This window comes from Rhodococcus sp. ARC_M12, assembly GCF_022810385.1.
Taxonomy (GTDB): domain Bacteria; phylum Actinomycetota; class Actinomycetes; order Mycobacteriales; family Mycobacteriaceae; genus Rhodococcoides; species Rhodococcoides navarretei.
Genome location: NZ_JALGQI010000006.1, coordinates 95,474 through 120,104 on the forward strand (window position 1 = coordinate 95,474; position 24,631 = coordinate 120,104).

The 24,631-nt window shown below is 65.4% G+C and carries 24 protein-coding genes; 18 read left to right on the forward strand and 6 right to left on the reverse strand.

Features of this window, described 5'->3' with window-relative positions; translation table 11 throughout:
• Nucleotides 1–5: 5 nt before the first annotated feature.
• On the reverse strand, nucleotides 6–899 hold the full coding sequence (locus tag MTX35_RS09595; RefSeq protein WP_243594746.1) for a glycosyltransferase family 2 protein: 894 nt from the start codon (nucleotides 897–899) through the stop codon (nucleotides 6–8).
• A gap of 348 nt (nucleotides 900–1,247) precedes the next feature.
• On the opposite strand from MTX35_RS09595, the gene infA reads away from it, so the two are divergent.
• The 9 genes from infA (at nucleotide 1,248) to MTX35_RS09640 (ending at nucleotide 6,555) form a co-directional block, all read left to right on the forward strand.
• Nucleotides 1,248–1,469 (forward strand): translation initiation factor IF-1, encoded by a 222-nt coding sequence (gene infA, locus MTX35_RS09600; RefSeq protein ID WP_005140011.1) that lies wholly within the window; start codon nucleotides 1,248–1,250, stop codon nucleotides 1,467–1,469.
• A gap of 89 nt (nucleotides 1,470–1,558) precedes the next feature.
• Nucleotides 1,559–1,672, forward strand: coding sequence for a 50S ribosomal protein L36 (gene rpmJ, locus MTX35_RS09605; RefSeq protein WP_025347279.1), 114 nt, complete (start codon nucleotides 1,559–1,561; stop codon nucleotides 1,670–1,672).
• A 204-nt stretch (nucleotides 1,673–1,876) separates the two neighbouring features.
• On the forward strand, nucleotides 1,877–2,251 hold the full coding sequence (gene rpsM, locus MTX35_RS09610; RefSeq protein WP_008718227.1) for a 30S ribosomal protein S13: 375 nt from the start codon (nucleotides 1,877–1,879) through the stop codon (nucleotides 2,249–2,251).
• Nucleotides 2,251–2,664: a 30S ribosomal protein S11 gene (gene rpsK, locus MTX35_RS09615; RefSeq protein ID WP_027496331.1), complete on the forward strand. Its 414-nt coding sequence runs from the start codon at nucleotides 2,251–2,253 to the stop codon at nucleotides 2,662–2,664. Before rpsM ends, rpsK begins: the two co-directional genes overlap by 1 nt.
• Nucleotides 2,665–2,685: 21 nt before the next feature.
• Nucleotides 2,686–3,291 carry a 30S ribosomal protein S4 gene (gene rpsD, locus MTX35_RS09620; protein ID WP_032397528.1) on the forward strand — a complete coding sequence of 202 codons (606 nt, stop codon included), beginning with the start codon at nucleotides 2,686–2,688 and terminating at the stop codon, nucleotides 3,289–3,291.
• 99 nt (nucleotides 3,292–3,390) lie between these two features.
• Nucleotides 3,391–4,455 carry a DNA-directed RNA polymerase subunit alpha gene (locus MTX35_RS09625; RefSeq protein ID WP_243594747.1) on the forward strand — a complete coding sequence of 355 codons (1,065 nt, stop codon included), beginning with the start codon at nucleotides 3,391–3,393 and terminating at the stop codon, nucleotides 4,453–4,455.
• Nucleotides 4,456–4,489: 34 nt separating this feature from the next.
• Nucleotides 4,490–5,077, forward strand: a complete 588-nt coding sequence (rplQ, locus tag MTX35_RS09630) for a 50S ribosomal protein L17 (protein ID WP_243594748.1) — start codon at nucleotides 4,490–4,492, stop codon at nucleotides 5,075–5,077.
• Between the two features lie 5 nt (nucleotides 5,078–5,082).
• Complete coding sequence (gene truA, locus MTX35_RS09635; protein WP_279395812.1) at nucleotides 5,083–5,979, forward strand: tRNA pseudouridine(38-40) synthase TruA; 897 nt, start codon at nucleotides 5,083–5,085, stop codon at nucleotides 5,977–5,979.
• Between the two features lie 30 nt (nucleotides 5,980–6,009).
• Nucleotides 6,010–6,555, forward strand: coding sequence for an NADPH-dependent FMN reductase (locus MTX35_RS09640; protein ID WP_243594749.1), 546 nt, complete (start codon nucleotides 6,010–6,012; stop codon nucleotides 6,553–6,555).
• A 7-nt stretch (nucleotides 6,556–6,562) separates the two neighbouring features.
• Here the strand turns inward: MTX35_RS09640 and eccE are convergent, their stop codons facing one another.
• Nucleotides 6,563–8,260, reverse strand: coding sequence for a type VII secretion protein EccE (gene eccE, locus MTX35_RS09645; RefSeq protein ID WP_243594750.1), 1,698 nt, complete (start codon nucleotides 8,258–8,260; stop codon nucleotides 6,563–6,565).
• Between the two features lie 130 nt (nucleotides 8,261–8,390).
• Here eccE and eccB point away from each other — a divergent pair, with 130 nt between their 5' ends.
• Entirely contained in the window at nucleotides 8,391–9,845 is a 1,455-nt protein-coding gene (eccB, locus tag MTX35_RS09650) for a type VII secretion protein EccB (RefSeq protein WP_243594881.1), read from the forward strand.
• A 7-nt stretch (nucleotides 9,846–9,852) separates the two neighbouring features.
• On the opposite strand, the gene mycP is transcribed toward eccB, so the two are convergent.
• From mycP to MTX35_RS09665, 3 genes are all read right to left on the reverse strand, one after another.
• Complete coding sequence (gene mycP / locus MTX35_RS09655) at nucleotides 9,853–11,244, reverse strand: type VII secretion-associated serine protease mycosin (RefSeq protein ID WP_243594751.1); 1,392 nt, start codon at nucleotides 11,242–11,244, stop codon at nucleotides 9,853–9,855.
• Entirely contained in the window at nucleotides 11,241–12,812 is a 1,572-nt protein-coding gene (eccD, locus tag MTX35_RS09660) for a type VII secretion integral membrane protein EccD (RefSeq protein ID WP_243594752.1), read from the reverse strand. The genes mycP and eccD overlap by 4 nt, the downstream gene beginning before the upstream one ends.
• 100 nt (nucleotides 12,813–12,912) lie before the next feature.
• Nucleotides 12,913–13,902, reverse strand: a complete 990-nt coding sequence (locus MTX35_RS09665; RefSeq protein WP_243594753.1) for an LLM class flavin-dependent oxidoreductase — start codon at nucleotides 13,900–13,902, stop codon at nucleotides 12,913–12,915.
• A gap of 225 nt (nucleotides 13,903–14,127) precedes the next feature.
• On the opposite strand from MTX35_RS09665, the gene eccCa reads away from it, so the two are divergent.
• From eccCa to glmM, 8 genes are all read left to right on the forward strand, one after another.
• Complete coding sequence (eccCa, locus tag MTX35_RS09670; RefSeq protein ID WP_243594754.1) at nucleotides 14,128–18,126, forward strand: type VII secretion protein EccCa; 3,999 nt, start codon at nucleotides 14,128–14,130, stop codon at nucleotides 18,124–18,126.
• On the forward strand, nucleotides 18,123–19,580 hold the full coding sequence (locus MTX35_RS09675) for a type VII secretion-associated protein (protein WP_243594755.1): 1,458 nt from the start codon (nucleotides 18,123–18,125) through the stop codon (nucleotides 19,578–19,580). Before eccCa ends, MTX35_RS09675 begins: the two co-directional genes overlap by 4 nt.
• Nucleotides 19,581–19,741: 161 nt before the next feature.
• Nucleotides 19,742–20,107, forward strand: a complete 366-nt coding sequence (locus tag MTX35_RS09680; protein ID WP_179273621.1) for a WXG100 family type VII secretion target — start codon at nucleotides 19,742–19,744, stop codon at nucleotides 20,105–20,107.
• A gap of 64 nt (nucleotides 20,108–20,171) precedes the next feature.
• A complete protein-coding gene (locus tag MTX35_RS09685; protein ID WP_243594756.1) occupies nucleotides 20,172–20,453 on the forward strand; it encodes a WXG100 family type VII secretion target in 282 nt (93 codons plus the stop codon).
• A gap of 109 nt (nucleotides 20,454–20,562) precedes the next feature.
• Entirely contained in the window at nucleotides 20,563–20,904 is a 342-nt protein-coding gene (locus tag MTX35_RS09690) for a TraR/DksA C4-type zinc finger protein (protein ID WP_243594757.1), read from the forward strand.
• Between the two features lie 182 nt (nucleotides 20,905–21,086).
• Nucleotides 21,087–21,530 (forward strand): 50S ribosomal protein L13, encoded by a 444-nt coding sequence (gene rplM, locus MTX35_RS09695; RefSeq protein ID WP_037188282.1) that lies wholly within the window; start codon nucleotides 21,087–21,089, stop codon nucleotides 21,528–21,530.
• Nucleotides 21,527–22,051 (forward strand): 30S ribosomal protein S9, encoded by a 525-nt coding sequence (rpsI, locus tag MTX35_RS09700; protein ID WP_032397516.1) that lies wholly within the window; start codon nucleotides 21,527–21,529, stop codon nucleotides 22,049–22,051. The genes rplM and rpsI overlap by 4 nt, the downstream gene beginning before the upstream one ends.
• Nucleotides 22,052–22,157: 106 nt before the next feature.
• On the forward strand, nucleotides 22,158–23,513 hold the full coding sequence (glmM, locus tag MTX35_RS09705) for a phosphoglucosamine mutase (protein ID WP_243594758.1): 1,356 nt from the start codon (nucleotides 22,158–22,160) through the stop codon (nucleotides 23,511–23,513).
• Between the two features lie 4 nt (nucleotides 23,514–23,517).
• On the opposite strand, the gene MTX35_RS09710 is transcribed toward glmM, so the two are convergent.
• A complete protein-coding gene (locus MTX35_RS09710) occupies nucleotides 23,518–24,558 on the reverse strand; it encodes an LLM class F420-dependent oxidoreductase (protein WP_243594759.1) in 1,041 nt (346 codons plus the stop codon).
• Between the last annotated feature and the right edge of the window lie 73 nt (nucleotides 24,559–24,631).

Below are 24,631 nucleotides of genomic sequence, written 5' to 3' on the forward strand. Positions count from 1 at the left end.
CAGGGTCACCAGGCCAACGATCCGTAGCGTCGACCGCCGCGGACCAGGCCGAGGTGCGCAGCCACCAGCCGTAGCCAGAGTCGAGTCGGCAGCTTGGTCACTGCAGTGGGCAGCAGTGGGTTCCTGATGCCGAGTACGAGTAGGGCGACGAGAATCGAGCGGAGCCGAAAAGGCGGGCAACCGTGTATGCGATGAAGTCCACGCACATGCGCCGATCCGTACCCCAGAGCGCCTGCTTGTCTCCAGTTCTCTCGGCGGCCGGTGCGTAGTCGATACGAGACCAACGGTTCGGCGATGAAGTGCATGCGATAGCCCTCGTGCTGTGCCCGCCACGAGAATTCCATGTCCTCGCTCGCGTGGATGTGGTCGAGCATGCCCCCGAGGTGTCGGTAGGTCGACGTGCGGCACGCCATGCTGGCGCCGATGACGAACGGCAGGAATCCGGATTGGCCTTGTTCCGAGGACGGTGCGAACGGTGTGGCTGCACGTGCGGCGTCGGAGTTCAGGGAGTCCGTTTCCAGGCCGGTACCCACCAGGTCGTACTCCTCCAGACAGGCGACGATGCGCCGGAGCCAGCTCGGGTGTACTGCATCGTCGGCGTCGCAGAAGGCGAGCAGTTCGCTGTCGGCGGCGTCTGCTCCGCAGTTGCGTGCGAACGATGCGCCGGGGACTCCCGCGGAATCGACATACTTCAAATCCAGGCTGGTGCGAAGGCAATGGTGTTCGACGTGGTCACGAAGGCCGTCGGTCGAGCCGTTGTCGCTGATGATCACTGTGAAGGAATTCTCGTAGTCCTGTCGAGCGAGGGCTCGAAGTTGATCGTCGAGAACATCCTTGGAGTTGTGAACCGGAATGATGACGGATACGACCGGATCGCCGGTGCGCGTGTCTGAGCTCAAGAGGGGTGCCTTGTAGTCGTCGTCGCGGACATGGCCGCCGCTCCGAGCGCGGGCGGGACGGCCTGTAGTTCTGCGGCTGTGATGCAGCCCGACAGAACGGTAGCTCAGGAAATCGAACTGGGCCAGCCGTGGACCTGGAGCATGGACGCGGGACGCATTTGGCCAGACGTGCATTTCCCGGTAACATAGATCGACGGTGCGCCCTGCGTACCGGATGTTCGCGTGCCCTGGTGGCCTGCGAACCGTTCCGGCGACACATCGGCCCGTTGACTCGGGTCGTTCAGTGGGCATCACGGTAACGGAAACAGATGCAATCAACCAGGTGTGAGAGCCAGGATCGCGGAGGATATGGCCAAGAAAGACGGTGCTATCGAGGTAGAGGGCCGAGTTGTCGAACCGCTGCCCAATGCGATGTTTCGCATTGAGCTCGAAAACGGCCACAAGGTGCTCGCTCACATCAGCGGAAAGATGCGTCAGCACTACATCCGCATCCTTCCCGAGGATCGCGTCGTGGTAGAGCTTTCGCCCTACGACCTCACGCGTGGACGCATCGTTTACCGCTACAAGTAAGAGCTTCCCCGGCCACGTCCGGTCGGGGAGAACCATGCTCGGGGCCACTGCACGCAGCGGGGCCGAGCTACACACAGGAGATCAACGACGTGAAGGTTCAGCCGAGCGTCAAGAAGATCTGCGAAAAGTGCAAGGTGATTCGTCGTAACGGACGCGTCATGGTGATCTGCGACAACCTGCGTCACAAGCAGCGTCAGGGATAACCACCGAGCATTTCGCACGTCGGCTTGGCAAAAGCTAGAAGATGACCTCCCAGCACCAACCGCAACACACGCGTTGCGGCATACCCCCGGCACGGAGGCCGGGGCCCCACTGAGTTGGTTGAAAGACGCTTCGCACCCGAGTGGTGAGAAGGACACAGGGGACGGACTGGGAGCAGACCTCCGGACAAGAAAAGGAAATGCCACATGGCACGTCTCGCAGGTGTGGATCTGCCGCGCGAAAAGCGCATGGAGATCGCACTGACTTACATCTACGGCGTCGGCCGTACCCGCTCCAAGGAAATTCTCACAGCGACGGGCGTCAGCCCCGACCTGCGAAGCAAGGATCTCGGCGACGACGATCTGCGCAAGCTCAGCGATTACATCAACGAGTCCCTCAAGGTCGAGGGCGACCTGCGCCGCGAGGTCCAGGCCGACATCCGCCGCAAGATCGAAATCGGCTGCTACCAGGGTCTTCGCCACCGTCGTGGTCTGCCCGTTCGTGGGCAGCGCACCAAGACCAATGCGCGTACCCGTAAGGGACCCAAGCGCACCATTGCCGGCAAGAAGAAGGCGAAGTAATGCCCCCCAAAGCACGCGGTACCGGTCCGAAGAAGGCGCAGAAGACGCGTCGCAGGGACAAGAAGAACGTCCCGCACGGATCTGCGCACATCAAGAGCACGTTCAACAACACGATCGTGTCGATCACCGACCCCGCCGGAAACGTCATCTCGTGGGCGTCCTCGGGACACGTGGGCTTCAAGGGCTCGCGCAAGTCGACTCCGTTCGCCGCACAGCTCGCAGCCGAGAACGCTGCGCGCAAGGCACAGGAGCACGGCGTCAAGAAGGTCGACGTCTTCGTCAAGGGTCCCGGCTCCGGCCGTGAGACCGCTATCCGCTCGCTTCAGGCCGCTGGCCTCGAGGTCGGCACCATCTCCGATGTCACCCCTCAGCCGCACAACGGCTGCCGTCCGCCCAAGCGGCGTCGGGTCTAGCGGGAAGGAAAGGTTTAGAAAATGGCACGTTATACCGGTCCTATCACCCGCAAGTCGCGTCGTCTGCGCGTCGACCTCGTCGGAGGCGACCAGGCGTTCGAGCGTCGTCCCTACCCGCCCGGCCAGCACGGTCGCGCGCGGATCAAGGAGAGCGAGTACCTGCTCCAGCTGCAGGAGAAGCAGAAGGCTCGCTTCACCTACGGCGTGATGGAGAAGCAGTTCCGTCTGTACTACAAGGAAGCCAACAGGACCGTCGGCAAGACCGGCGAGAACCTGCTGACGATCCTCGAGAGTCGGCTCGACAACGTCGTGTACCGCGCCGGACTGGCACGTACGCGTCGTCAGGCCCGTCAGCTGGTCACGCACGGTCACTTCCTGGTGAACAACAAGCGCGTCGACATCCCCAGCTACCGCGTCTCGCAGTACGACATCATCGACGTCCGCGAGAAGTCCGCGCAGACACTGCCGATCCAGATCGCCCGCGAAAGCTACGGCGACCGTCCCGTCGCCCCGTGGCTGCAGGTCGTGCCCAACCGTCTTCGCATCCTGGTGCACAGGTTGCCGGAGCGCGCACAGATCGATGTGCCGCTCCAGGAGCAGCTCATCGTCGAGTACTACTCGAAGTAAGGCGCAGCACGCATGTGAGTCTCCCCGCGAGGCTCACATGCGTCTTCGCCTCCACACGTGGGCGTCAAATAGCGGACGCCCGTACAGGAGGAACACACAATGCTCATTTCACAGCGCCCGACGTTGACCGAAGAGGTCATCGCCGACAACCGCTCGAAATTCGTCATCGAGCCGCTCGAGCCCGGCTTCGGTTACACACTCGGCAACTCGCTCCGCCGCACCCTGCTGTCGTCGATCCCCGGCGCTGCTGTCACCAGCATCCGTATCGACGGCGTCCTCCACGAATTCACCACCGTCCCCGGAGTGAAGGAAGACGTCACCGACGTCATCCTGAACCTCAAGGGCCTCGTGGTGAGCTCCGAAGAAGACGAACCGGTCACCATGTACGTCCGCAAGCAGGGCCCAGGCGCTGTCACCGCAGGCGACATCGTGCCTCCGGCCGGCGTCACGGTGAACAACCCCGATCTGCACATCGCGACCCTGAACGACAAGGGCAAGTTGGAGATCGAGCTCGTCGTCGAGCGCGGTCGCGGCTACGTCCCCGCCGTCCAGAACAAGGCATCGGGTGCCGAGATCGGCCGTATTCCGGTCGACTCGATCTACTCGCCCGTGCTCAAGGTCACCTACAAGGTGGAGGCCACCCGCGTCGAACAGCGCACCGACTTCGATCGGCTCGTTCTCGACGTGGAGACCAAGAATTCCATCACCGCGCGGGACGCGCTCGCTTCGGCGGGCAAGACCCTGGTTGAGCTCTTCGGCCTCGCCCGTGAGCTGAACGTCGAAGCAGAAGGCATCGAGATCGGACCCTCGCCCGCCGAGGCCGATCACATCGCTTCCTTCGGACTCCCCATCGAGGATCTGGACCTCACCGTCCGGTCCTACAACTGCCTCAAGCGCGAGGGTGTTCACACCGTCGGCGAGTTGGTTGGTCGTACCGAGTCCGATCTGCTCGACATCCGTAACTTCGGGCAGAAGTCCATCGACGAGGTGAAGGTCAAGCTGCACTCGCTCGGCCTCTCCCTCAAGGACAGCCCCGCGTCGTTCGATCCGAGCACCGTGCCTGGCTACGACGCCACCACGGGCACGTGGAGTGACACCGACGCCGGCTCCTTCAGTGATACCGAAGGTGCCGAGCAGGACTACGCCGAGACAGAACAGCTGTAATCAGCTCGCTGGAGCTCTTACTAGGAGATTCATCATGCCCAAGCCCACCAAGGGCCGCCGTCTCGGCGGGTCGGCGTCGCACCAGAAGGCCATCCTGGCCAACCTGGCGACGTCACTCTTCGAGCACGGCCGCATCACCACCACCGAGTCGAAGGCCAAGCGCCTTCGTCCCCACGCCGAGAAGCTCGTCACCCACGCCAAAAAGGGTGATCTGGCGCATCGTCGTGAGGTACTCAAGACGATCAACAACAAAGATGTCGTGCACAAGCTGTTCGCCGAGATCGGGCCTTTCTTCGCCGATCGCGACGGTGGCTACACGCGCATCATCAAGACCGTCCCCCGCAAGGGTGACAACTCGCCGATGGCCATCATCGAGCTCGTCAACGAGCAGACGGTGTCCAACGAAGCCGATCGCGCACGCCGCGTGAAGGCATCGAAGGCTGCTCCCGCCGCAACCGAGGCTCCGGCCGAGGACGCGACCGACGAGAACGTCGTCGAGGCTGTCGAAGCCGACGCGACCGACGCCGAGGTGGCCAACGCCGACGCAGTGATCGACGGCATCGAGGACAACGACGCACACGCGTCGGACGCCCCCGAGGCCGAGGAAGCAAAGAAGGATTAGTCCTTTTGAGCTCCGAGCACGATCGAAGCGGGCCCGCCATTCCCTCAGGGGAAGGCGGGCCCGCTTTTTCGGTACCGACCAGATTTCGGCTCGACATCTCCTACGACGGCACGAACTTCTCCGGATGGGCGCGCCAACCGGGAATCCGCACCGTCTGCGGAGTGCTCGAAGAAGCCTTCTCCACAGTGCTGCGGCAACCGATAGAGCTGACCGTGGCGGGGCGAACCGACGCCGGAGTCCACGCGACGGGACAGGTGGCTCACTTCGATGCCATCGACGTTCCGGTCGATCACGACAGACTGGTCCGGCGAATGGCCCGGTTTCTGCCCACCGATGTTCGAGTGCGGGCCATCAGCACCGTCTCCCGCGATTTCGACGCGCGTTTCTCGGCGTACCGCAGGCACTACGAGTATCGATTCGGTACGGCGCTCTACGGCGTCGACCCCCTCGACGTCGCCGGTGTCGTCTCCTGGCCGAGGCCCATCGATCTGGGCGCGGTGCGGGAGGCATCCGCAAAATTGATCGGTCTGCACGATTTCGCCGCGTTCTGCAAACGACGTGACGGTGCCACCACCGTTCGGGAACTGCAGCGGTTCGACTGGGAGCGCAACGGCGATCGCCTCACCGCGTACGTCAGCGCCGACGCATTCTGCTGGTCCATGGTCCGTAGCCTCGTCGGTGCCATGCAGGCCGTGGGGGAAGGTCGCCGAACTCCCGACTGGGCGCGGTCGCTGTTGACTCGCCGTGAGAGAGCGAGCGAGGTGACGGTGGCTCCGGCACATGGCTTGTCTCTGGTTCGCGTCGACTATCCGCCGGCCGACGAGCTGGCCGCCCGGAACGCGGCCACCCGAGAAGTGCGGTCGGCGATCACCGACGACCAGTGCTGTGGGGGAGAGGGTTGACCGAGCGCTCCCGGGTCTAGTGTCGGAGCGATGCAGCCGATACAGCTCGCGATCGTCGTCGGTAGTGTGCGTGCCGGTCGAGTGGGACCGACCGTCGCGGCCTGGGTACGACGTATCGCCGCCGAGCGCAGCACCGTCGAGGTGGTCGACGTCGACCTGGCCGATTTCGAGTTACCCAATTCCCTCGTCCCGTGCGAGAACTCCGAACGATTCACCAGGACCATCGGCGCTGCCGATGCCTTCGTGCTCGTCACGCCCGAGTACAACCACGGCGTACCCGGTGCGCTGAAGACCGCGCTCGACACGGTCAAGTACGAGTGGCGAGGAAAGCCGGTGGGATTCGTGTCCTACGGCGGGCTCGGCGGAGGTATCCGGGCCACCGAACAACTACGGCAGATCACCGCCGAACTGCACATGGTCTCCGTCCGGGACGCCGTATCCCTGCACCGGATACGGAAGCGATTCGACAGCGAGGGTGGTATCGACGATCCGGCTGCCGTCGATGCCCTCGGTCGACTGCTCGATCAAATCGAGTGGTGGGCCGGCGCTCGCCGGCGCACGGACTATCCCGGCTGAGGTCGAGTCAGGCACGGACCGCAGGACGCAGGCTTCGGGGTCGACCGATGAACGCCGTCTCCTGTGGAATCGTGACCAGCGTCAACTCGACATCGACCGGACCGGATCGAACTCGAACTCGATCACCCGACGCGTGAGGTTGGACGATCGTCAGATCCGGCTCCGATGGTGGCGGGCCCTGCTCCTGCTCACTGCTGCCCCTCTGCGGCGCATGCTCGGTCAAGGTCATCACGGTGATACCTGAAAATTGTTGCTGCGGAGGCGGTGCCGAGCCGTGGGCGAAGTCGATCAGAATCACGTCGTAGGCCGAGCGAGATCGGGAGTCGTTGCCGTCGACGACCAGAAGTCGATCGGGAGCGTTCATCGCGTCGAGGAGTGCGCGCCAGGCATGTGGGCGGTCGGTCCGAACGATGACCCTGGCCCCGGTGGCGATGGCACGGAAGAGTAGCTGCTGAGCGAGATAGAGCTCCCCGGCGATCCGAACCCGAGCCAGTCCCGGGCCGAACAACCTGACCGCGACACCGTTTCCGCGGGCGTCCGATCCCACCAGTTGGCCGCAACCGCTGACCGGAAGCACCAACTCGTTCAACGTCGAGACCTCGAGAACTGTGCAGGGAGACAGTGAGTCGAGGGCGGGAATCGCCAGGGGGAGTTGCGCGAACATCCCGTCTCGCTGGCTGCCGCTCATCGAGGTCAACGCGCGAACACGGGGCCGGGCCAACGCAGTTCGGGTGACGAATCGGCACGATCCAGAGACCCGCACCTTGTCGGGATCGCGGGCCGGTTGCAGCCGGAACGACATCGTGGTCCCCAGGGACGACGTCGCCCACAGAGTCGAGATGTCCTCGGCAGTGATTGCGCTGCAATCGATTCCGAAACCGGTACTCGACACACCGGGCAAGGGTGCCGTCGACCATGTCTGTGTCAGATCGTCGCTGCTGACGCCCCGGCACATGGCCAGCACAGCAGATCGAAGTTCGGCGCCCGTCGACAACTTCGAGTACTGCCCGTGCGCCCGAAGAGCGCGCTGAATGCGCGTGCTCGCCACCACGGCCGTGCGAGCAGCACCTGCTCTGCCGCCGCCTCTGACATCGATCGCCCGAGCATTGGTGCGCAGATCGAGCGTGACTGCCACCCACACCGTTCGGTCCGCGACCGCCGGTAGCGGACCGATGAGACCCTCGTACACCTCGGTGGCGATCGAACCCGGCGCGCTGCGGAATCCGAGTGCGATGACGTCGATGGAACGTATTTCGATGTCGTGTTGCCGTAGACACGACGCCAACGCGTCGACGGCCAGTACGTGCTGCGTCTCGGCGCTCGCCCGGCCGAGGACAGTGGTGGCGTGCTGTGGCGGCAGGAGCTCGATGGTGCAGGTGACGGTGTCGCGCTGCCAGTGAACGCCAACCGGCCGGCCGGCACGGTCGACGTGTTCGGTGGTGACGCCCACCGCGGGAGAGCGATCGGCGAGGAACCGCCAGATGGCCCGCAGCCAGTGCACGACGGGTCTGCGCCGGACGGCGACGAACGGAACGAGCGCCACCGCACCAGCCGCGAGCAGTGCCCACGTCAGGGGCACCTGCGCTGTAGACAAGGCAAGACTCGTTGCCACCGCTGCTGCCTCGGCCGCGATCACGCGTCGGACCGTGGGCGTGACGAACGGAACGGCGGGCCGCCCGCGCCCTGTGGAATTCGTACGGATCATCGAAACCTTCCCCCCGAAGGTCGCAGTGCCGTCGATCGCCGCCAACGCGGTCGCCGAGGTGTGCGGACGAACTGTACTGTGTCGCGTGACCCGAGTGGGGATCGGGTCGTCAGCAATCCTGGGGGGAATCGTGGCGTCGACGCCGACAACGAAGTGGCAGGTTGGCGGCTACCGCTTTCTGGTGCGCCGAATGGAACACGCGCTGATCAGGCGCGATGCCCGGATGCTGCACGATCCGATGAAGTCGCAGTCGCGGGCGCTCCTGGTGGGCGTCGTGATCGCCTGCATCGGTTTGGCGGGATGCGCTGCGTTGGCGCTGTTCCGGCCCCAGGACAAGATCGGCGACGCCACGATCGTGGTCGGCAAGGATTCGGCCGCGATGTTCGTGAAGGTGGACGAAGTGTTCCACCCGGTGCTCAATCTCGCGTCGGCTCGGCTGATCGTCGGCGCGCCCGACGAACCGTTGACGGTCAAGGAATCCGAGCTCGCGTCACGACCTCGCGGCGCGCTGGTGGGCATTCCCGGGGCTCCGTCTGCTCTGCCGCACGACGGCGACGGCATCGCCGCGACGTGGACAGTCTGCGATACCGTCGACCCGATCGCAGGAGTGACCACCACGACCGTCCTGGTGGGTAGCCCTCACTACGGTGACAACGCGGCTGCGCTCGCCGATTCCGAGGCGTTCCTGTGGACCTCCGGCGGCACCGCCTACCTGGTGCACAACGGCACCAAATCGCCGGTCGACCTGAACAACAGGGCGGTGGTCCGCGCACTGGGACTCGAAGACGCCAGACCGTCTCCGGTCAGTGCCGGTCTGCTCAATTCCGTGCCTGCATCGCCGCCCGTCGCGGCACCGTTCATTCCCCGAGCGGGCGAGGCACCCTCGTTCCCTTTCGGCGGTCGAACGGTCGGTTCGGTCGTCAAGGTCGCCGGTCGCGACGTCCAGCACTACGTGGTGCTCGAGGACGGTATTCAGGCGATCAACGAAACTGCGGCACTGCTCATCAAGTTCACCGATTCGCAAGGCAGCCCGGACATCGCAGCCGTCAATCCCGACGTACTCGCAGATGCTCCCAAAACATCGATGGGACTGGCGGTGTCGACGTTTCCCGATACGACGCCCTCGATCGTCGATGCCGGTGAGCGCCCTGTCGGTTGCCTGACGTGGGAGCCGCTCGACGTTGCCGACGGCGGACCGTCGGCTCGAGTGGTCGAGTCGGCAGGCCGCGCGTTGCCGCTCGAGTCCGGGGCCCAACCGGTTGCACTGGCTCAGGCGGACGGCGGGGGTGACGCCGTCGATCAGGCTTACCTCGCACCTGGCAGCGGTGGGTTCGTGCGCAGTACCGGTATCTCGACCTCGAGCACCCGTCAAGGCAGCGTCTTCTTCGTGGCAGACACCGGAGTTCGGTACGGAGTGGATGGCCCCGAGGCCGCGTCGGCGCTCGGGTTCGGACCACCGGCTCCTGCACCCTGGCAGATGCTGCAGTTGCTCGGCAACGGACCCACCCTCGGTCGCGGTCAGGCCTTGACGATGCACGACGGGGTTGCCCCGGACCCGGAGGCTGCGGCACTTCCGACCGAGTAACGGTGTCTCACTGGGGCGGACCGCGTCGACGCAGCGGTATCGACAGGGCGAGTCCGAGCGCCAGGACCACCGCCACCAGCACCGAACCGGTGGCCGCTGCCGTTCGCGGACGGTGATCCGGTGCGGGCGGTGGCAGCGGCGCACTCAACGCAACACTGTCCGCAAGTACCGCACGCGGAGCGGGCGTCACGAGATCGGTGACTGCTGCGAGCGGATCGACGACGCCGTGACCGACCAGAGGGTTCCATCCTTCGGCGGGCGCGTGCGCCGTTCGTTGTATCCGGTCCACCACTTCCAGGGCGGACAGCTCGGGCCGGTGGGCGCGCACCAGCGCCGCGACGGCAGCGACCAGCGGTGCCGCGAAGCTCGTGCCGGTCATGGGAAGCACGCCGTCGGTGCCCAGAACACCGTTCGCAAGTCCGTTGCCCGTCGACGACAGTGAGGTCATGTTCGACCCCGGGGCGGCAACGTCGACCCACGGACCGGCGAGGCTGAACGGGGACGGTGTTCCGTCCGACTCGACCGAACCGACCGTCAGGACGTCGTCGAACCACGCCGGAGTTGCGATGGTTCCGAACGAGGCCCACGGATCCGTGCCGGGTCGGACCGGGTCGGTCATCGGGTTCTGTGTCCGGCAGGCCGCGCTGCCGACGTTGCCCGCTGCGGCCACGACGACAACGTTTCTCTCCCGGACGGCGTACTGAACCGCGGCACCGAGTGGACCGTCGGCAACGCCGCCTCCCGCCGGCACGCAGGCCACCTCGGAAATGTTGATGACCGTTGCTCCCGAGTCAACTGCAGTCCGGATCGCCATGGCCATCGTGCGCACGTTGCCGTAGCCGGCGGCATTCTCCGGCTCGGCGGCCTTTTCTTCCTCCGGCCTGTTGTCGACAATCTGAAATGCATTGCTGGACTGCCGAATCGACAGGACGCGTGCGTCCGGTGCGCCGCCGGCGAAGCCGCTGCCCGGTGCAGTCTGTGCCGCGATCAGACCGGCAACCATCGTGCCGTGCGCATCACAGTCGAACAATCCGTCACCTGCACTCACGTAGTCGCCGCCAGACGTCAGACCGGCGAGACGTGGATGAGAAGTGACACCGGTGTCGATGACGGCAACCAGCTGTCCTGCCCCGCGGGTGATGGGCCAGACCGACGCGAAGTCGAGCGTCTCCTGCGCAGTCGGCACCTCCTGGGCGTCGACGGCCTCGGAGGGAAGGGCGCAGGCATTCTTCTGCTCGGTGGGTTCGAGCGGACCAGGCGGACTCGGTGGTGGCAGCTGCGCCGGGTCGATCACAGGACGTTCGGCATACGCCGGGGACACACCGATGACTGCGTTCGACGTCAGGGCGAGTGCAGTGACCCCCGCGATGACGATCCATCGCTGCCTGCGCGGTGTCACAACCCGCGGACGACGCTGTACAGACCGCAGACCCACACTGCGATCGGGATGACCAGGGCAATGGTGGCGTACTCGAGCAGCTCGGCGGATCGCCGCATCACCGGCGAATACGTCCGGGTCGGCACGAGAGCGCCGAAGATCGACGCTGTCACGGCTCCTGCCAGAGCCACACCGAACAACGCGAGAGCGTCGTCCGGGAGCGCGACAACGGCACCCACGAGCAGCGCCAGCAGGATCGTCGTTCCGCCGGCCACCAGAGGAACCGCATGCGTCACCACCGCATAGGTACGACCGCGTAGCAGGAGCACGAGCGCACACAACGCCGCAAGCGCCACCGCGGGCCATCGGACGCCACCTCCGGAATCGACTGCCGCCGCAACGAGAACTCCCGCAACCACGGCGGCGGTGAACGCCAGCAACAGACCGGTCAGACAGCTGCGAGCCCGAGCGGCGGCCACCTGCAGATCGGCGAACGAGATCGCGTCGAGTTCGGCCTCCTCGACCGTGTCCAACGGCGCTCCTGCGGTGGGAACCGCCGGAAGCGGCAACCCGGCCTGCATCATCGACACACGAGCGGACAGCGCAATTCCCGCGAGCCCGACGAGAGCAGCGGCAGTGCCGATCGACGGTAGCGGCATCGTCGTGAACAGCGTGCACACCATGGCGACGAACACCAGGAGTGCCGACACGATCGCCGCAGTGAACAGTGCGAAACCGCATCCGCCGATACGAAGGGACAGCAGGGCTGTTGCGCCCGCCATGGCAGAACCCAGCATCAGTTGAGCCGCACCGAACTGCCCGGGTACCAACAGAGTTCCGCCGGTGAACATCATCGCTACCGCACACCCACCGAAGAGGACAGCGATTGCGTGTTGGTGATACACCCGCCCCAGAATCATCCCCGTGATCGCGAAGAGGATCGACGCGGTGATTGCCGAGAGTCCTTCGACGACGTTGCCGGTGTTCGCGGCCCCCGCCCGGATCGGCCCGCCCAACACGACTGCGCACGCCAGCAACACCAGCGAGCCGGTGACGACCGAACCCACCGTTCGCGCAGTACCGGCCGTCCACTGCGACACATCGTCACTGCCTGCCAGCGCAACAGAATTCATGAGGTCGTCGAAGAGCGGAACCGGCACGGGGCGCTCGGCGACACCCAACACGAGCAGCTCACCGTCGCGCACGGACAACTCGGCGAGGGTCGACGTCGGTGACAGCGGTGGGAAGCCGATCCGCGCGAGGGTCCACGCCACGGGCAACCCCTCCGAAGCGCCCCCGGCCGCGGGCTCCACTCCCGCTATCCCCTGTCGTTCCGCAGGCTCCACTCCCGCAATCATGTCGATGATCCCCGGAACGAGGAGCGAGACCGGAACGTCCACGGGCAGCGCCATGTCCACCTGTGTCGACCTCGCCAGCACCGTCACTCGGCAGACTTCCTGCGCACGTACGGAGTGCGTGCCGGACGAGCGCCGACCGGCATCACCGACGGCATTCGTTTCCGTCGGAGCAGTAGGTGCAGTGCGCGACGGCGCGATACCGGCCGATGGACGGCTCTCGGCACGTGTCATGAAGATCCCCCCCGGATGCGTGCGGTTGTCCCGATGCCCGCCCCAATGGGCATCGGTGTGCAAACCCTACGACATCGCGGCGACAGGCGATCGCCGGTGCTCAGGCGGGAACGAGGTCACTCACCTGTGCGAGCAACTCGAACGAGCGCAGCCACGACGCGCGGTCGGACACACCGGACGCGACGATCAGCTCGTCCGCGCCTGTTCGCTCGGCGAATCGGTCGAGGTAGTCCCTCACCATGTCCGGCGTTCCCACTGCCGAGTACTTGGTCATCTTCGCGATCTGTTGGCCCGCCGGTGCCTCCAGAACCATGTCGGCTTCCTCGTCGGTGAAGGTTCGGCCCCGGCCCAGCAGCAGGCTGACGCGGCTGCGCTTGGTGCGGAGGAACTGTGCCTGAGCGTCGGCCAGCGAATCGGCCGCGATCACGTTGACACCGACGATCAGGTGCGGCTCCGACAACTGCGCCGACGGGCGGAAGTCACGGCGATAGATCTCGACCGCCTGCTCGAGCGCGTCGGGCGCGAAGTGCGACGCGAAGGCGTAGGGAAGGCCGAGTGCCGCGGCGAGTTGGGCACCGAACAGCGACGAGCCGAGGATGTACAGCGGTACCTCGGTGCCGGCTCCCGGCGTCGCGTTCACTCCTGGGACGAGAGATTCCGCCGACAGGTAGCCCTGTAGTTCCTGGACGTCCTGGGGGAAGCGGTCTGCGGACGCGGGGTCGCGACGCATCGCGCGCATCGTCACCTGATCGCTGCCGGGTGCGCGACCGAGACCCAGGTCGATTCGTCCCGGGTACAGCGTTGCCAAGGTGCCGAACTGCTCGGCGATGGTCAGCGGCGCGTGGTTGGGGAGCATGATCCCACCGGATCCCAGCCGAATTCGCTGAGTATGGGCTGCGACGTGCCCGATCAGAACCGACGTGGCCGACGACGCGATGGTCTTCATGTTGTGGTGCTCGGCGTACCAGATCCGTCGGTACCCCCAGTTCTCGGCGTGCTGCGCGAGTGTCACGCTGGCGTCGAAGCTGTCGCGGACTGTTTCGCCCTCGCCCACATGAGCGAGATCGAGGATGGACAGGGGTACGGACACGGTCGGGGCCCAGCCTTTCGTTCGTCGAGCACGCGGCCGAAGAGCCGCTTTTCGGTGCAACGGCGTCGGACGCCGTTCTATTTCTCGCAGCCCTGAGGCCCCCGCGCGAGACCATGAGTGCACCTGTGGACCGCTCGGTCTTCGATGCGCTAGCCTGTCGTCCACGCGGCCTCGGGGGGAGGTCGCTGTACGCAGTAGTGGGGGCGCAGCCGTGGGGGCGGACCGATGAGTACCGTGCGCTTCGTTCGCGTTGCGCGCCGCGAGGTGCCTCGATCGCCGGGCGGTGAGGTGGCCCTGCAGCCGCCACCCGAGATTCCACGCGCGGTGCCGGGCAATCTGCTGATGAAGCTGATGCCACTGGTGATGGTTGCAGCGATGGTCGGCATGGTCGCGCTGATGTTCACTTCCGGCGCGGCGGCGAACCCGATGATGTTGATGTTCCCCGCCATGATGTTGATGTCCATGGTGGGGATGCTGGCCGGCGGTGGAAAGTCCGGTGGAGCGCGCACGGCCGAGGCGAACGAGGACCGCAAGGACTATCTGCGCTACCTCGATCAGCTTCGCCGTGATGTCGCCGACACCGAGCGGGCGCAGCGCAAAGCTCTCGAATGGAGTCACCCGGCCCCCGAAACCCTCTGGTCGATCGCCGGAACCGAGCGGATGTGGGAACGGCGACTGTCGGACCCCGATTTCGCTCACGTGCGAGTCGGTCGCGGGGATCAGCGCCTGGCGACCCGATTGGTTCCGCCCGAGACCGGACCGGTGGAGGATCTGGAACCCGTCTCGGCGGTCTCACTGCGACGGTTCGTGCGGGCGCACTCGGTGGTGGGCGCGCTGCCGACCGCGGTGTCCCTGAGGGGATTCGCTGCACTGTCCATAGCGGGAGATCGTGACGACGCCCGGGCGATGGTGCGAGCAATGTTGGCCTCGCTGTGCAGCTTTCACGGACCCGACCACGTCGCAGTCGCAATCGTCTGCGGTCCGGACACTGTGGAGCAGTGGGAATGGGCCAAGTGGCTTCCGCACACGCAGCACGATGCCCTGCGCGACGGGGCCGGATCCGCGCGAATGATCTTCGGTAGCTTCCTCGAGCTGGAAAGTGCACTGGGCGATGTGCTGGCGATGCGTAATCGGTTCGCGCGCGGCGCGGTTCCGGTCGCCGGTGTCGTGCAGTTGGTGATCGTGGTGGACGGCGGACTTCTCGACAACCGGTCGACCGACCTCACCGATACGGGCCTCGATTCCGTCACGATCGTCGACCTGTCCGGCCTCTGCCCCGGACTGGCTGCGTCCCGTGGCCTGCAGTTGTTCGCCGAGAACGGATCCATCGGAGCGGTCAGCGGAACCACGGTCGAGGTGTTCGCCGTCGCGGACTCGATGAATACCACCCAGGCCCACGCCGTTGCCAGGCGTCTGTCGCCTTTTCGCGTGCCGACGTCCTCGTCGGTCGTCGATGTCGTGGACGACGACGGTGTGCGGATCTCGGGATGGAACAGTCTCGTCGGGATCGCCGACGTAGGTGCACTCGATCCGGACCGGGCTTGGACCACTCGGCGCGGACGCGAGCGGCTGCGGGTACCGATCGGTGTCGCACCCGACGGCAGCACCGTGGAGATCGATCTGAAGGAATCCGCCGAGAGCGGTATGGGGCCTCACGGATTATGTATCGGCGCAACGGGTTCCGGAAAATCGGAGTTTCTCCGAACGCTCGTGCTCGGCTTGGTGTCGACTCACTCACCGGAACAGCTCAATCTGGTACTCGTCGACTTCAAGGGCGGCGCTACGTTCGCGGGACTCGAGGCTGCCCCGCACGTGGCCGCCGTCATCACCAACCTGTCCGAGGACTTGGCGCTGGTGGATCGAATGCGTGATGCCTTGGCCGGCGAGATGAATCGGCGGCAGGAATTGCTGCGCTCGGCCGGGAACTTCGCGAATGTGTCCGATTACGAGAAGGCGCGCGCGGCGGGAGCCGATCTCGCACCGATGCCTGCCCTGTTCGTGGTGGTCGACGAGTTCTCGGAATTGCTGAGCCAGCAGCCGGAATTCGCCGAGCTGTTCGTCGCGATCGGTCGGCTCGGACGTTCGCTTCACATGCACCTGTTGCTCGCCAGTCAGCGACTCGAAGAAGGCAAGCTACGTGGTCTCGACAGTCACCTGTCGTACCGAATCGGACTGAAAACGTTCTCCGCGAACGAGTCTCGCTCGGTCCTCGGCGTCCCCGACGCTTATCACCTTCCCGCGCAACCCGGTGCGGGTTACCTCAAGTGCGATTCGGCCGAGATCGTCAGGTTCGCTGCGGCCTACGTCTCCGGTCCGTATTCACCGCCGCGCTCCGGTTCCGGGACGCGGACTCTGCCCGGCGCAGACATCAGGCCGAAGCCGTTCACCGCCTTCACTGTGCCCCTCGACGTCATCGACCTCGGCCGCATCGAGGATGCCGGCGCGCCGCCGGTCGAACCGGATTCGGTCGATTCGGAGAGTACGGGTGCGTCGGTTCTCGACGTGGTCGTCGGACGAATTCGAGGTCGCGGAATGCCGGCCCACGAGGTGTGGTTGCCGCCGTTGGACACTGCCCCGACCCTCGACCGGTTGGTGCTCGGATCGGTTCTGACCGAGCGTGTCGCTCCGCTCAGCGCTCTGCGCGCCCCCATCGGAATCGTCGACCGGCCGTTCGATCAGCGCCGCGATCTGTTGACCGTCGATCTGTCCGGCGCAGCAGGCCACGTCGCCATCGTCGGAGCACCGCAATCGGGAAAGTCGACGGCACTTCGGTCCTTGATCCTGGCGCTGGCGATGACGCATTCACCCGCGCAGGTGCAGTTCTACTGCTTGGATTTCGGCGGCGGAACGCTGGCCGGTCTGGCCGATCTGCCACACGTCGGGTCGGTGGCCAACCGGCTGGACGTCGATCGGGTTCGACGCACCGTGGCCGAGGTGGCCGCCGTAGTTCGGCAGCGGGAGAGGACGTTCCGCGATCGCGGTATCGACTCGATGGCCGAGTTCCGACGGCGACGCGCGACGCAACCCGTCGATCCCGAGGACCGGTTCGGTGACGTCTTTCTCGTCATCGATGGCTGGCCCTCCATCAGGTCGGACTTCGAGAGTCTGGAACAGCAGATCGCCACCCTGACCACGCAGGGCCTCGCGTTCGGGCTGCATCTGATTCTCACCGCGTCGCGGTGGGCGGAAGTTCGGCCCGCGACCAAGGACCTGATCGGTACTCGGTTGGAACTGCGGCTCGGAGATCCGTCGGATTCGGACATGGGCCGAGCCAAGGCGTCGAGCGTTCCGGAGGGTCGGCCGGGCCGGGGTATGACCAGGGACGGTCTGCATCTGTTGATCGCACTTCCACGGGTGGACGACGTCAGTTCCGTCGACGACCTGTCTCGGGCAGTCGGTGAGTCGGTGGCGGCGATCGCGGCAGCGTCTGCCGGGTCACCCGCGCCGCCGGTGCGAATGCTGCCGGAGCTGCTCGAACGGTCCGCAGTTCTCGATCTGCTCGGTCATTCGTGGCCGCGAACTCGCGGTGCTACTCCGGAGCTGGGAGTTCCGATCGGCATCGACGAGGCAGAGTTGGCACCGGTGGTGATCGACTTCGCAGAGAATCCACACTTCGTCGTGTTCGGCGACAGCGAGTGCGGCAAGACGTCTCTGCTGCGCGGGATCTGTCGATCGCTCGTCGAGGCGAACTCGTCCGACCGCGTCAAGCTCATCATCGCGGACTATCGCCGAATCCTGCTCGGCACAGTCGATTCCGAGCATCTCGCCGGGTATGCGGCGTCGCAGGCGACGCTGACAGCGATGCTCGTCGACCTCGCCGGCCGTATGACCGAGCGCATGCCGGGTGCAGATGTGACGCAGCAGCAGCTCCGCGAGCGGTCGTGGTGGAATGGTCCCGAGGTGTTCGTCGTCGTCGACGACTACGATCTGGTCGCAACGTCGTCGGGGAATCCGCTGGCCCCGTTGGTGGAACATCTTCCGCATGCGCGAGACATCGGGCTGCACGTGATCGTGGCGCGACGTTCGGGCGGGGCAGGCCGGGCCTTGTTCGACCCGGTGATAGGACGGTTGCGCGATCTGGTGACGCCGGGACTGGTCATGAGCGGAAGCCGCGACGAGGGCAACCTGCTCGGGACGGTGCGTCCCAGTGCCTTGCCGCCGGGCCGTGGCGTGTTGGTCAATCGCTCGGGTCAGGCGCTGGTTCAGCTCGGACACTCGAGTTGACGAACCCCGCGTGGCGTTATGCCGCAGTGCATCTGGGGTACACGGAGATCTCCGTCGTCGCCACGGGCGGAGTGTTCGAGGGTCCGAGAGAGAGCGTCGAATCGGCGTTCGCCACAGTGGAGGACGGCGGTCTGGCGTTCGGCAGGCACGCAGCCGGAGCCGATATACCGCCGCTGCTCTGCATCGACGATGCGTCGATCCCGGTGGGGGCCTCGGTGTGGGACCGAACGGCGGTACTGCACGGAATCGTGTGGTCGGCTCTGCACAGTGCAGGGGTGCGCGACCGACTCGACGTGCTCGAGATCGCGTATCCGTCGACGTGGGGAGAAGAGCGCTCGGGCATTCTTCGTGCCACGTTCGCGTCGTCGGCGAGCGAGGTGGTGCTCGTGGAGACAGCCGAGGCGGCCCTGTCGTGGTCGGGTGAACGAGCGCCCGGTGCGGCCGTCGTCATCGAAGTCGGTGCTCTCGATACGTCCGTCGTCGTCCTCGACGAGTCCGGGGCGCACGGCGGGGATACCGGCGCGATCCTGCCCTTCGGTATCGACGACGACTCCGCCTGGCGGCGAGCGGTGGGGGAGTACGCCAGGTCGTCGGTCACGCGCTGCCCCGACGAGGTGTACGTGGTGTCGTCGTCGAGCGTCGGACCCGATCCCATCGTCGATCACTCCACGCACTGGCTGACCGGTCTCGATGTCGCCAGGTCGCTGTACCGTCGAGCCGGGGCGGATCTCGTACCGACACCACCCGTTCGTGCCTCGACGACGCGATCGGCGGCGTGGCTCGACGACGTCGCCGCGCCCCCGCCGCGGTCGAGGAACCGTCGTTCGGCTCTTGTCACGGCGGCGAGCGCTGTGTCAGCGGTGGTCGTATTCGTCTGCGTAGCAGCCTATTTTGCTGTTCGATCGCCCGAGAGCGTCGATGCATCGGCAGCACAACCCTTTTCGCCGATAGTCGCCCCCACGGTGTCACCGTCTTCGGTCGTCGAACCGACGCCGACGACGGTGCCCGCCGCGCCGTTGCCGGTCGAGACGGTGACGTTCGTGTACGGACGCGTGTCGATGCGGTTGCCGGTCACCTGGACGAAGTCGGACGACCAGGACCGCATGGTGTTGATTCCGCCGACCCCGCCCGAGCGGCGGATCGTCGTGACCGTGGCAGACCTGTTGCCGGGTTCGACTCAGGAGCAGGTGGCCACCGAACTTCGGTCGGCCGTCGATGCTCGGGGTCCGGATTCGAGCATCGGCTCTCTCGAACCCACCCGCGATTTCGGCGGCCGCGTCGGGATCGCCTACATCGAGAGACCGGTCGACGACTCGACGGTGCTCTGGCGGGTGTTCGTGGAGTCCGACCTCCAGGTCAGCATCGGTTGTCAGTTCGAGGGGGAGGACTCGGCAGTGATCGACACCGAATGCGGCCAGGCAACGCAGTCGTTGGACATCGTGCCGGTGTCGTGAGATCGGCCCACAGTTTCTCGGAGACTGCCGGAACCGAATCGAGGGGTTGCTGCGTCAAAGGAGATGTAGGGGAGTGAGTGGGCCGACTACAGGCCGGCTCGGTCGAGCAGCACGCGCGCCGCGGGCGTACGTGAATCGAGTATCGAAAACAAGGAGTCGAAGTGGGATATCCAGGGGGACCGGAAGCTACGGGTTCGTCGAACGGCGTCACCGTCACACCGCAGGAGCTCGTCGCTGCCGGAGCCACGATCGAAGGCCTGAGCGTGTCGATCAACGCGTCCAATTCCGCTGTTCGATCGATCGTCGAGCAGACCGCCGAAGCGTGGGTCGGCAAGGCGGGCAAGTCTTTTCAGGACGTCATGGCGCAGTGGGACACCAGTGCGCAGAAGATGCGGAGTGCGCTGGAGCAGATCTCCGCTGACATCAAGACCAACGGCCACGGCTACTCGGACGCCGACGACGACAACGTGTCGGCCGTGAACCAGGTGGCCGGATCCCTGAACTCAGGACTGTCCTCGTTCAAGTGAACGTGACATCCGGAATCACCCGCCAATCCACACGACCACGCTCGACCAAGGAGACCGATCCGACATGAAATACGACTTTGCCCAGATCGCAGCGCTGACCGAGGCGATGAACAAGCAGGCGAACGTGACCAAGGACTTGCTCGCGGACGTGGACACCACCGCGAAGCGACTCTACGAGTCGTGGGAGGGCGACGCGATGACGTCCTACTACGAACTTCAGCGTCAGTGGAACTCTGCATCCGACGAGCTCAACCTCATTCTGTCGAGCCTCGTTGCGGCAGCCCGCACCGGTGGCGAAACGATGCACGGCGTCGAGATGGCCAACAAGGCACGGATGGCTCGCTGACCTTTCGTCGAAAGCAGGAATGCCCCGACCGCGCAATCGGTCGGGGCATCCGTCCTTTAGAACGCTCTGTGTCCTGGTTTCGGTGCCTGCCGGGGTGTCTACTGGTTCGGTGACGGACTTCGGAGCAGTACTCGGGGCCGAGCGGTCTCGTGCCGACCACCGACTCGCCTCTCTTCGGGACGAGTTGGCGTCGGTGATCGAAGGATCTCGCTGGACCACCGACGACGACGAACACGATCCGGAAGGGTCGACCATCGCGTTCGAGCGGGCGAAGATCGCGGCACTGATCGCCGACACCGAATCCGAACTGCGCGACATCGATGCGGCGGAGTCACGGCTCGCGACGGGGACGTACGGTTCGTGCGAGAGGTGTGGCGGCGAGATCCCGGCGATCAGGCTCGAGGCGCTGCCGGCGGCGCGTCGGTGCGTGCACTGCGTGCGCCTGCGGTGAGGTGCGGGCGGGTCGAGGCGTTTTGACCTGGGCGTCCGCTCCCGGTATCGTTCCCCGTTGGCGTGTATGGGCTCGCCATGTACTTGCGTGCATATCGAGCCCTTGTCCTCGGGTCTCAACTGGCCGCCGAGGGCATCCACTCGTCTTGGCCAGCAGCGACATCATGAAGACAGGAATTTTCTGTGTCTACTTACGCCCCGAAGGCCGGGGACACCACCCGGACGTGGCATGTGATCGACGCCACGGACGTCGTGCTCGGACGCCTCGCCGTCCAAGCCGCGACTCTGCTCCGCGGTAAGCACAAGCCCACCTACGCACCCAATGTCGATGGTGGCGACTTCGTCGTCATCATCAACGCCGAGAAGGTTGCCATCAGCGGCAACAAGCTCGACGGCAAGTTCCACCACCACCACTCCGGCCATCCGGGCGGTCTGAAGTCGCGCTCGACCCGTCAGGTCCTCGAGAGCAACCCCGATCGTCTCGTGGAGAAGGCCGTCGTCGGCATGATCCCCAAGAACAAGCTCGGTAGTGCCATCGCGAGCAAGCTGAAGGTCTACGCGGGACCGAACCACCCGCATGCCGCTCAGCAGCCCGTTCCGTTCGAGATCAAGCAGGTGTCCCAGTGACGGCGCCGGAGGGAAATGACGTGACGTCGCAGGAGAACATCGAAGAGATCGCCGCCGACGAGTTCGTGGCAGTCGAAGACCCCGAGGTCGTCTCGGACATCGAAGCTGCAGCCGCTCCGGCACCGATCGTGTTCGATCGCCCGATCCAGACCGTCGGTCGCCGTAAGGAAGCCGTCGCTCGTGTTCGGTTGTCTTCGGGCACCGGCGGATTCAAGCTCAACGGCCGCACCCTCGAGGACTACTTCCCGAACAAGGTGCACCAGCAGTTGATCAAGGCTCCTCTCGTTCTGGTGGACCGCGCTGAGTCCTTCGACATCGTCGCGCTGCTGCACGGTGGCGGACCGTCGGGACAGGCGGGCGCCTTGCGTCTGGCCATCTCGCGTGCACTGATCGAACTCGCACCCGACGATCGCCCGCCGCTCAAGGCCGCGGGCTACCTCACGCGTGACGCGCGTGCAGTCGAGCGCAAGAAGTACGGCCTGAAGAAGGCCCGTAAGGCGTCGCAGTACTCCAAGCGCTGACGCGTCTTACCCGCTTCATCCTCGAGGGCAGGCATCCAGCAGTACCGGTTGCCTGCCCTCGAGGCTTTCTCATCGCATTCTCTCCGCTCGAAGGAGTTCTTGGTTCATGGCGCGATTGTTCGGCACCGACGGAGTTCGGGGACTGGCAGGCGGGGTTCTGACCGCCGAGCTGGCGTTGAGAATCGCGCGCGCCGCAGCCGCCGTGTTGGCACCGAATGTCGACGGCACCAGACGTGTGGCAGTGGTCGGTCGTGATCCGCGTGTCAGCGGCGCGATGCTGAGCGCAGCCGTGTCCGCCGGACTCACCGCATCGGGTGTCGACGTGATCGACGTCGGTGTACTGCCCACACCCGCAGTCGCCTTCCTCACCGCCGAATACGACGCTGCGCTCGGTGTGATGATCTCGGCATCGCACAATGCGATGCCCGACAACGGGATCAAGATTTTCGCTGCCGGCGGGCACAAGCTCGACGACGACGTGGAAGACCGGATAGAAGCTGCCCTCGATCCCGAGGGGCGCTCCCGGAACGACGCGCAGCGCACCGATGCCATCGGTGCCGCGATCGGCCGCATCGACGTCGCGCACGACGCGGCCGCTCGCTACACGGCGCATCTTGCAGACTCGGTGGCGCATCGACTCGACGGTGTCACAGTTGTCGTCGACTGCTCGCACGGTGCCGCCTCGGTCGTCGGCCCCGACATCTACCGACGAGCCGGCGCGACTGTCGTGGCAATCAACGCCGAGCCCGACGGCATCAACATCAACGACGGGTGTGGCTCGACGCATCTGGAGGGATTGCAGAAGGCCGTCGTGGAGCACGGGGCCGACCTCGGTATCGCGCACGATGGAGACGCCGACCGGTGCCTGGCCGTCGACGCGTCGGGTTCCGTGGTGGACGGTGACGCGATCATGACGGTACTGGCCATCGCGATGCACGACGCCGGTCAGTTGACCGACGACACCCTGGTCGCGACGGTCATGAGCAATCTGGGTCTGCACATCGCGATGCGCGAGGCCGGAATCACCTTGCGCACCACAGCCGTCGGAGATCGTTACGTCCTGGAGGAACTGCGACGGGGTGGTTTCGCGCTCGGCGGCGAGCAGAGTGGACACGTTGTTCTGCCCGCGGTCGGAACGACCGGCGACGGGATCGCCACTGCATTGCGACTGATGGAGCGGATGGCGCAGACCGGACGCTCCCTCGCGGATCTGGCGTCGGCCATGCGGACACTGCCGCAGGTGCTGATCAACGTGCGCGTGTCCGACAAAGCAGCCGTGTCATCGGCACCGTCGGTATCGGAAGCCGTGGCGTCGGCCGAGCGCGAACTAGGGGAATCGGGTCGAGTTCTGTTGCGCCCCAGCGGTACCGAACAGTTGGTACGGGTGATGGTCGAGGCATCCGAACTGGACGTGGCGACCCGGCTTGCCGAAGAGCTGGCGGGCCGGGTCGCGTCGGTCTGACGTCTCAGGCAGTCAGTTCACGCAGTGCGGTCAGCTGCGCGACGCGGCCCGCGGTGTTCTCGGCCAGCGGCGCGACATTGAGGGTGGTCACACCCGCTTCGGCGAACGCAGCGACGCGCTCCTTGACGTAGCTTTCCGGACCGATGAGGTTCACTGCGCGAGCGAGCTCGTCGGGGACCGCAGCGGCCGCTTCTTCCTTCTTGCCGGCCAGGTACAGGTCCTGGATCTTCTCGGCCTCGGCCTCGTACCCGTAGCGCTGAGCCAGGGAGTTGTAGAAGTTCTTGCCCTTGGCACCCATGCCGCCGATGTACAGCGCCAGGTGGGGCTTGACCCAGGGCAGGTACTTCTCCGCATCCTCGCCGATGGCCAACGTGGGACTCGCGAACACTTCGAGTTCGCCGAGCGAAGGGTCACGCTTGGCCTTGCCTGCTGCGAGCGAATCGCCCCAGACGTCGGCGGCCTTCTCGGGGAAATAGAAGATGGGCTGCCAACCTTCGGCGATCTCGGCGGTGAGTTCGACATTCTTGGGACCGAGAGCAGCGATGACAACCGGAATGCGTTCGCGTACAGGGTGATTGATCAGCTTGAGTGGCTTGCCCAAGCCGGTTCCCTTGTCGGCAGGCAGCGGGATCTGGTAGTGCTTGCCCTGGTACTGCACCTTCTCGCGACGCCATACCTGCCGGCAGATCTCGATGACCTCGCGGGTTCGTGCGATCGGTGCGTCGTACTTGACGCCGTGAAAGCCTTCGACTACCTGCGGTCCGGACGCGCCGAGGCCGAGAACGAAACGGCCGTCGGACACGTAGTCGAGACCGGCCGCGGTCATGGCCGTCAACGACGGTGTCCTGGTGTAGATCTGGAAGATGCCGGACGCGATCTTGATGGTGCTCGTCTTGGCCGCGAGGAACCCGAGTTGGCTGACGGCGTCGAACGAGTAGGCCTCGGGCACGAAAATGATGTCGAGCCCCGCCTTCTCGAGCTCGGCAACCTCGGCAACGGTCTCGTTGAAACCACCGCTGTAGTTCAGCATCGTTCCGATGTGCATGGGACTCCTCGTTCGGTGAGCAGCTGGTGCAGCCGCTTCAGGTACCTGTTACTGACATTTCACATCGGGACGT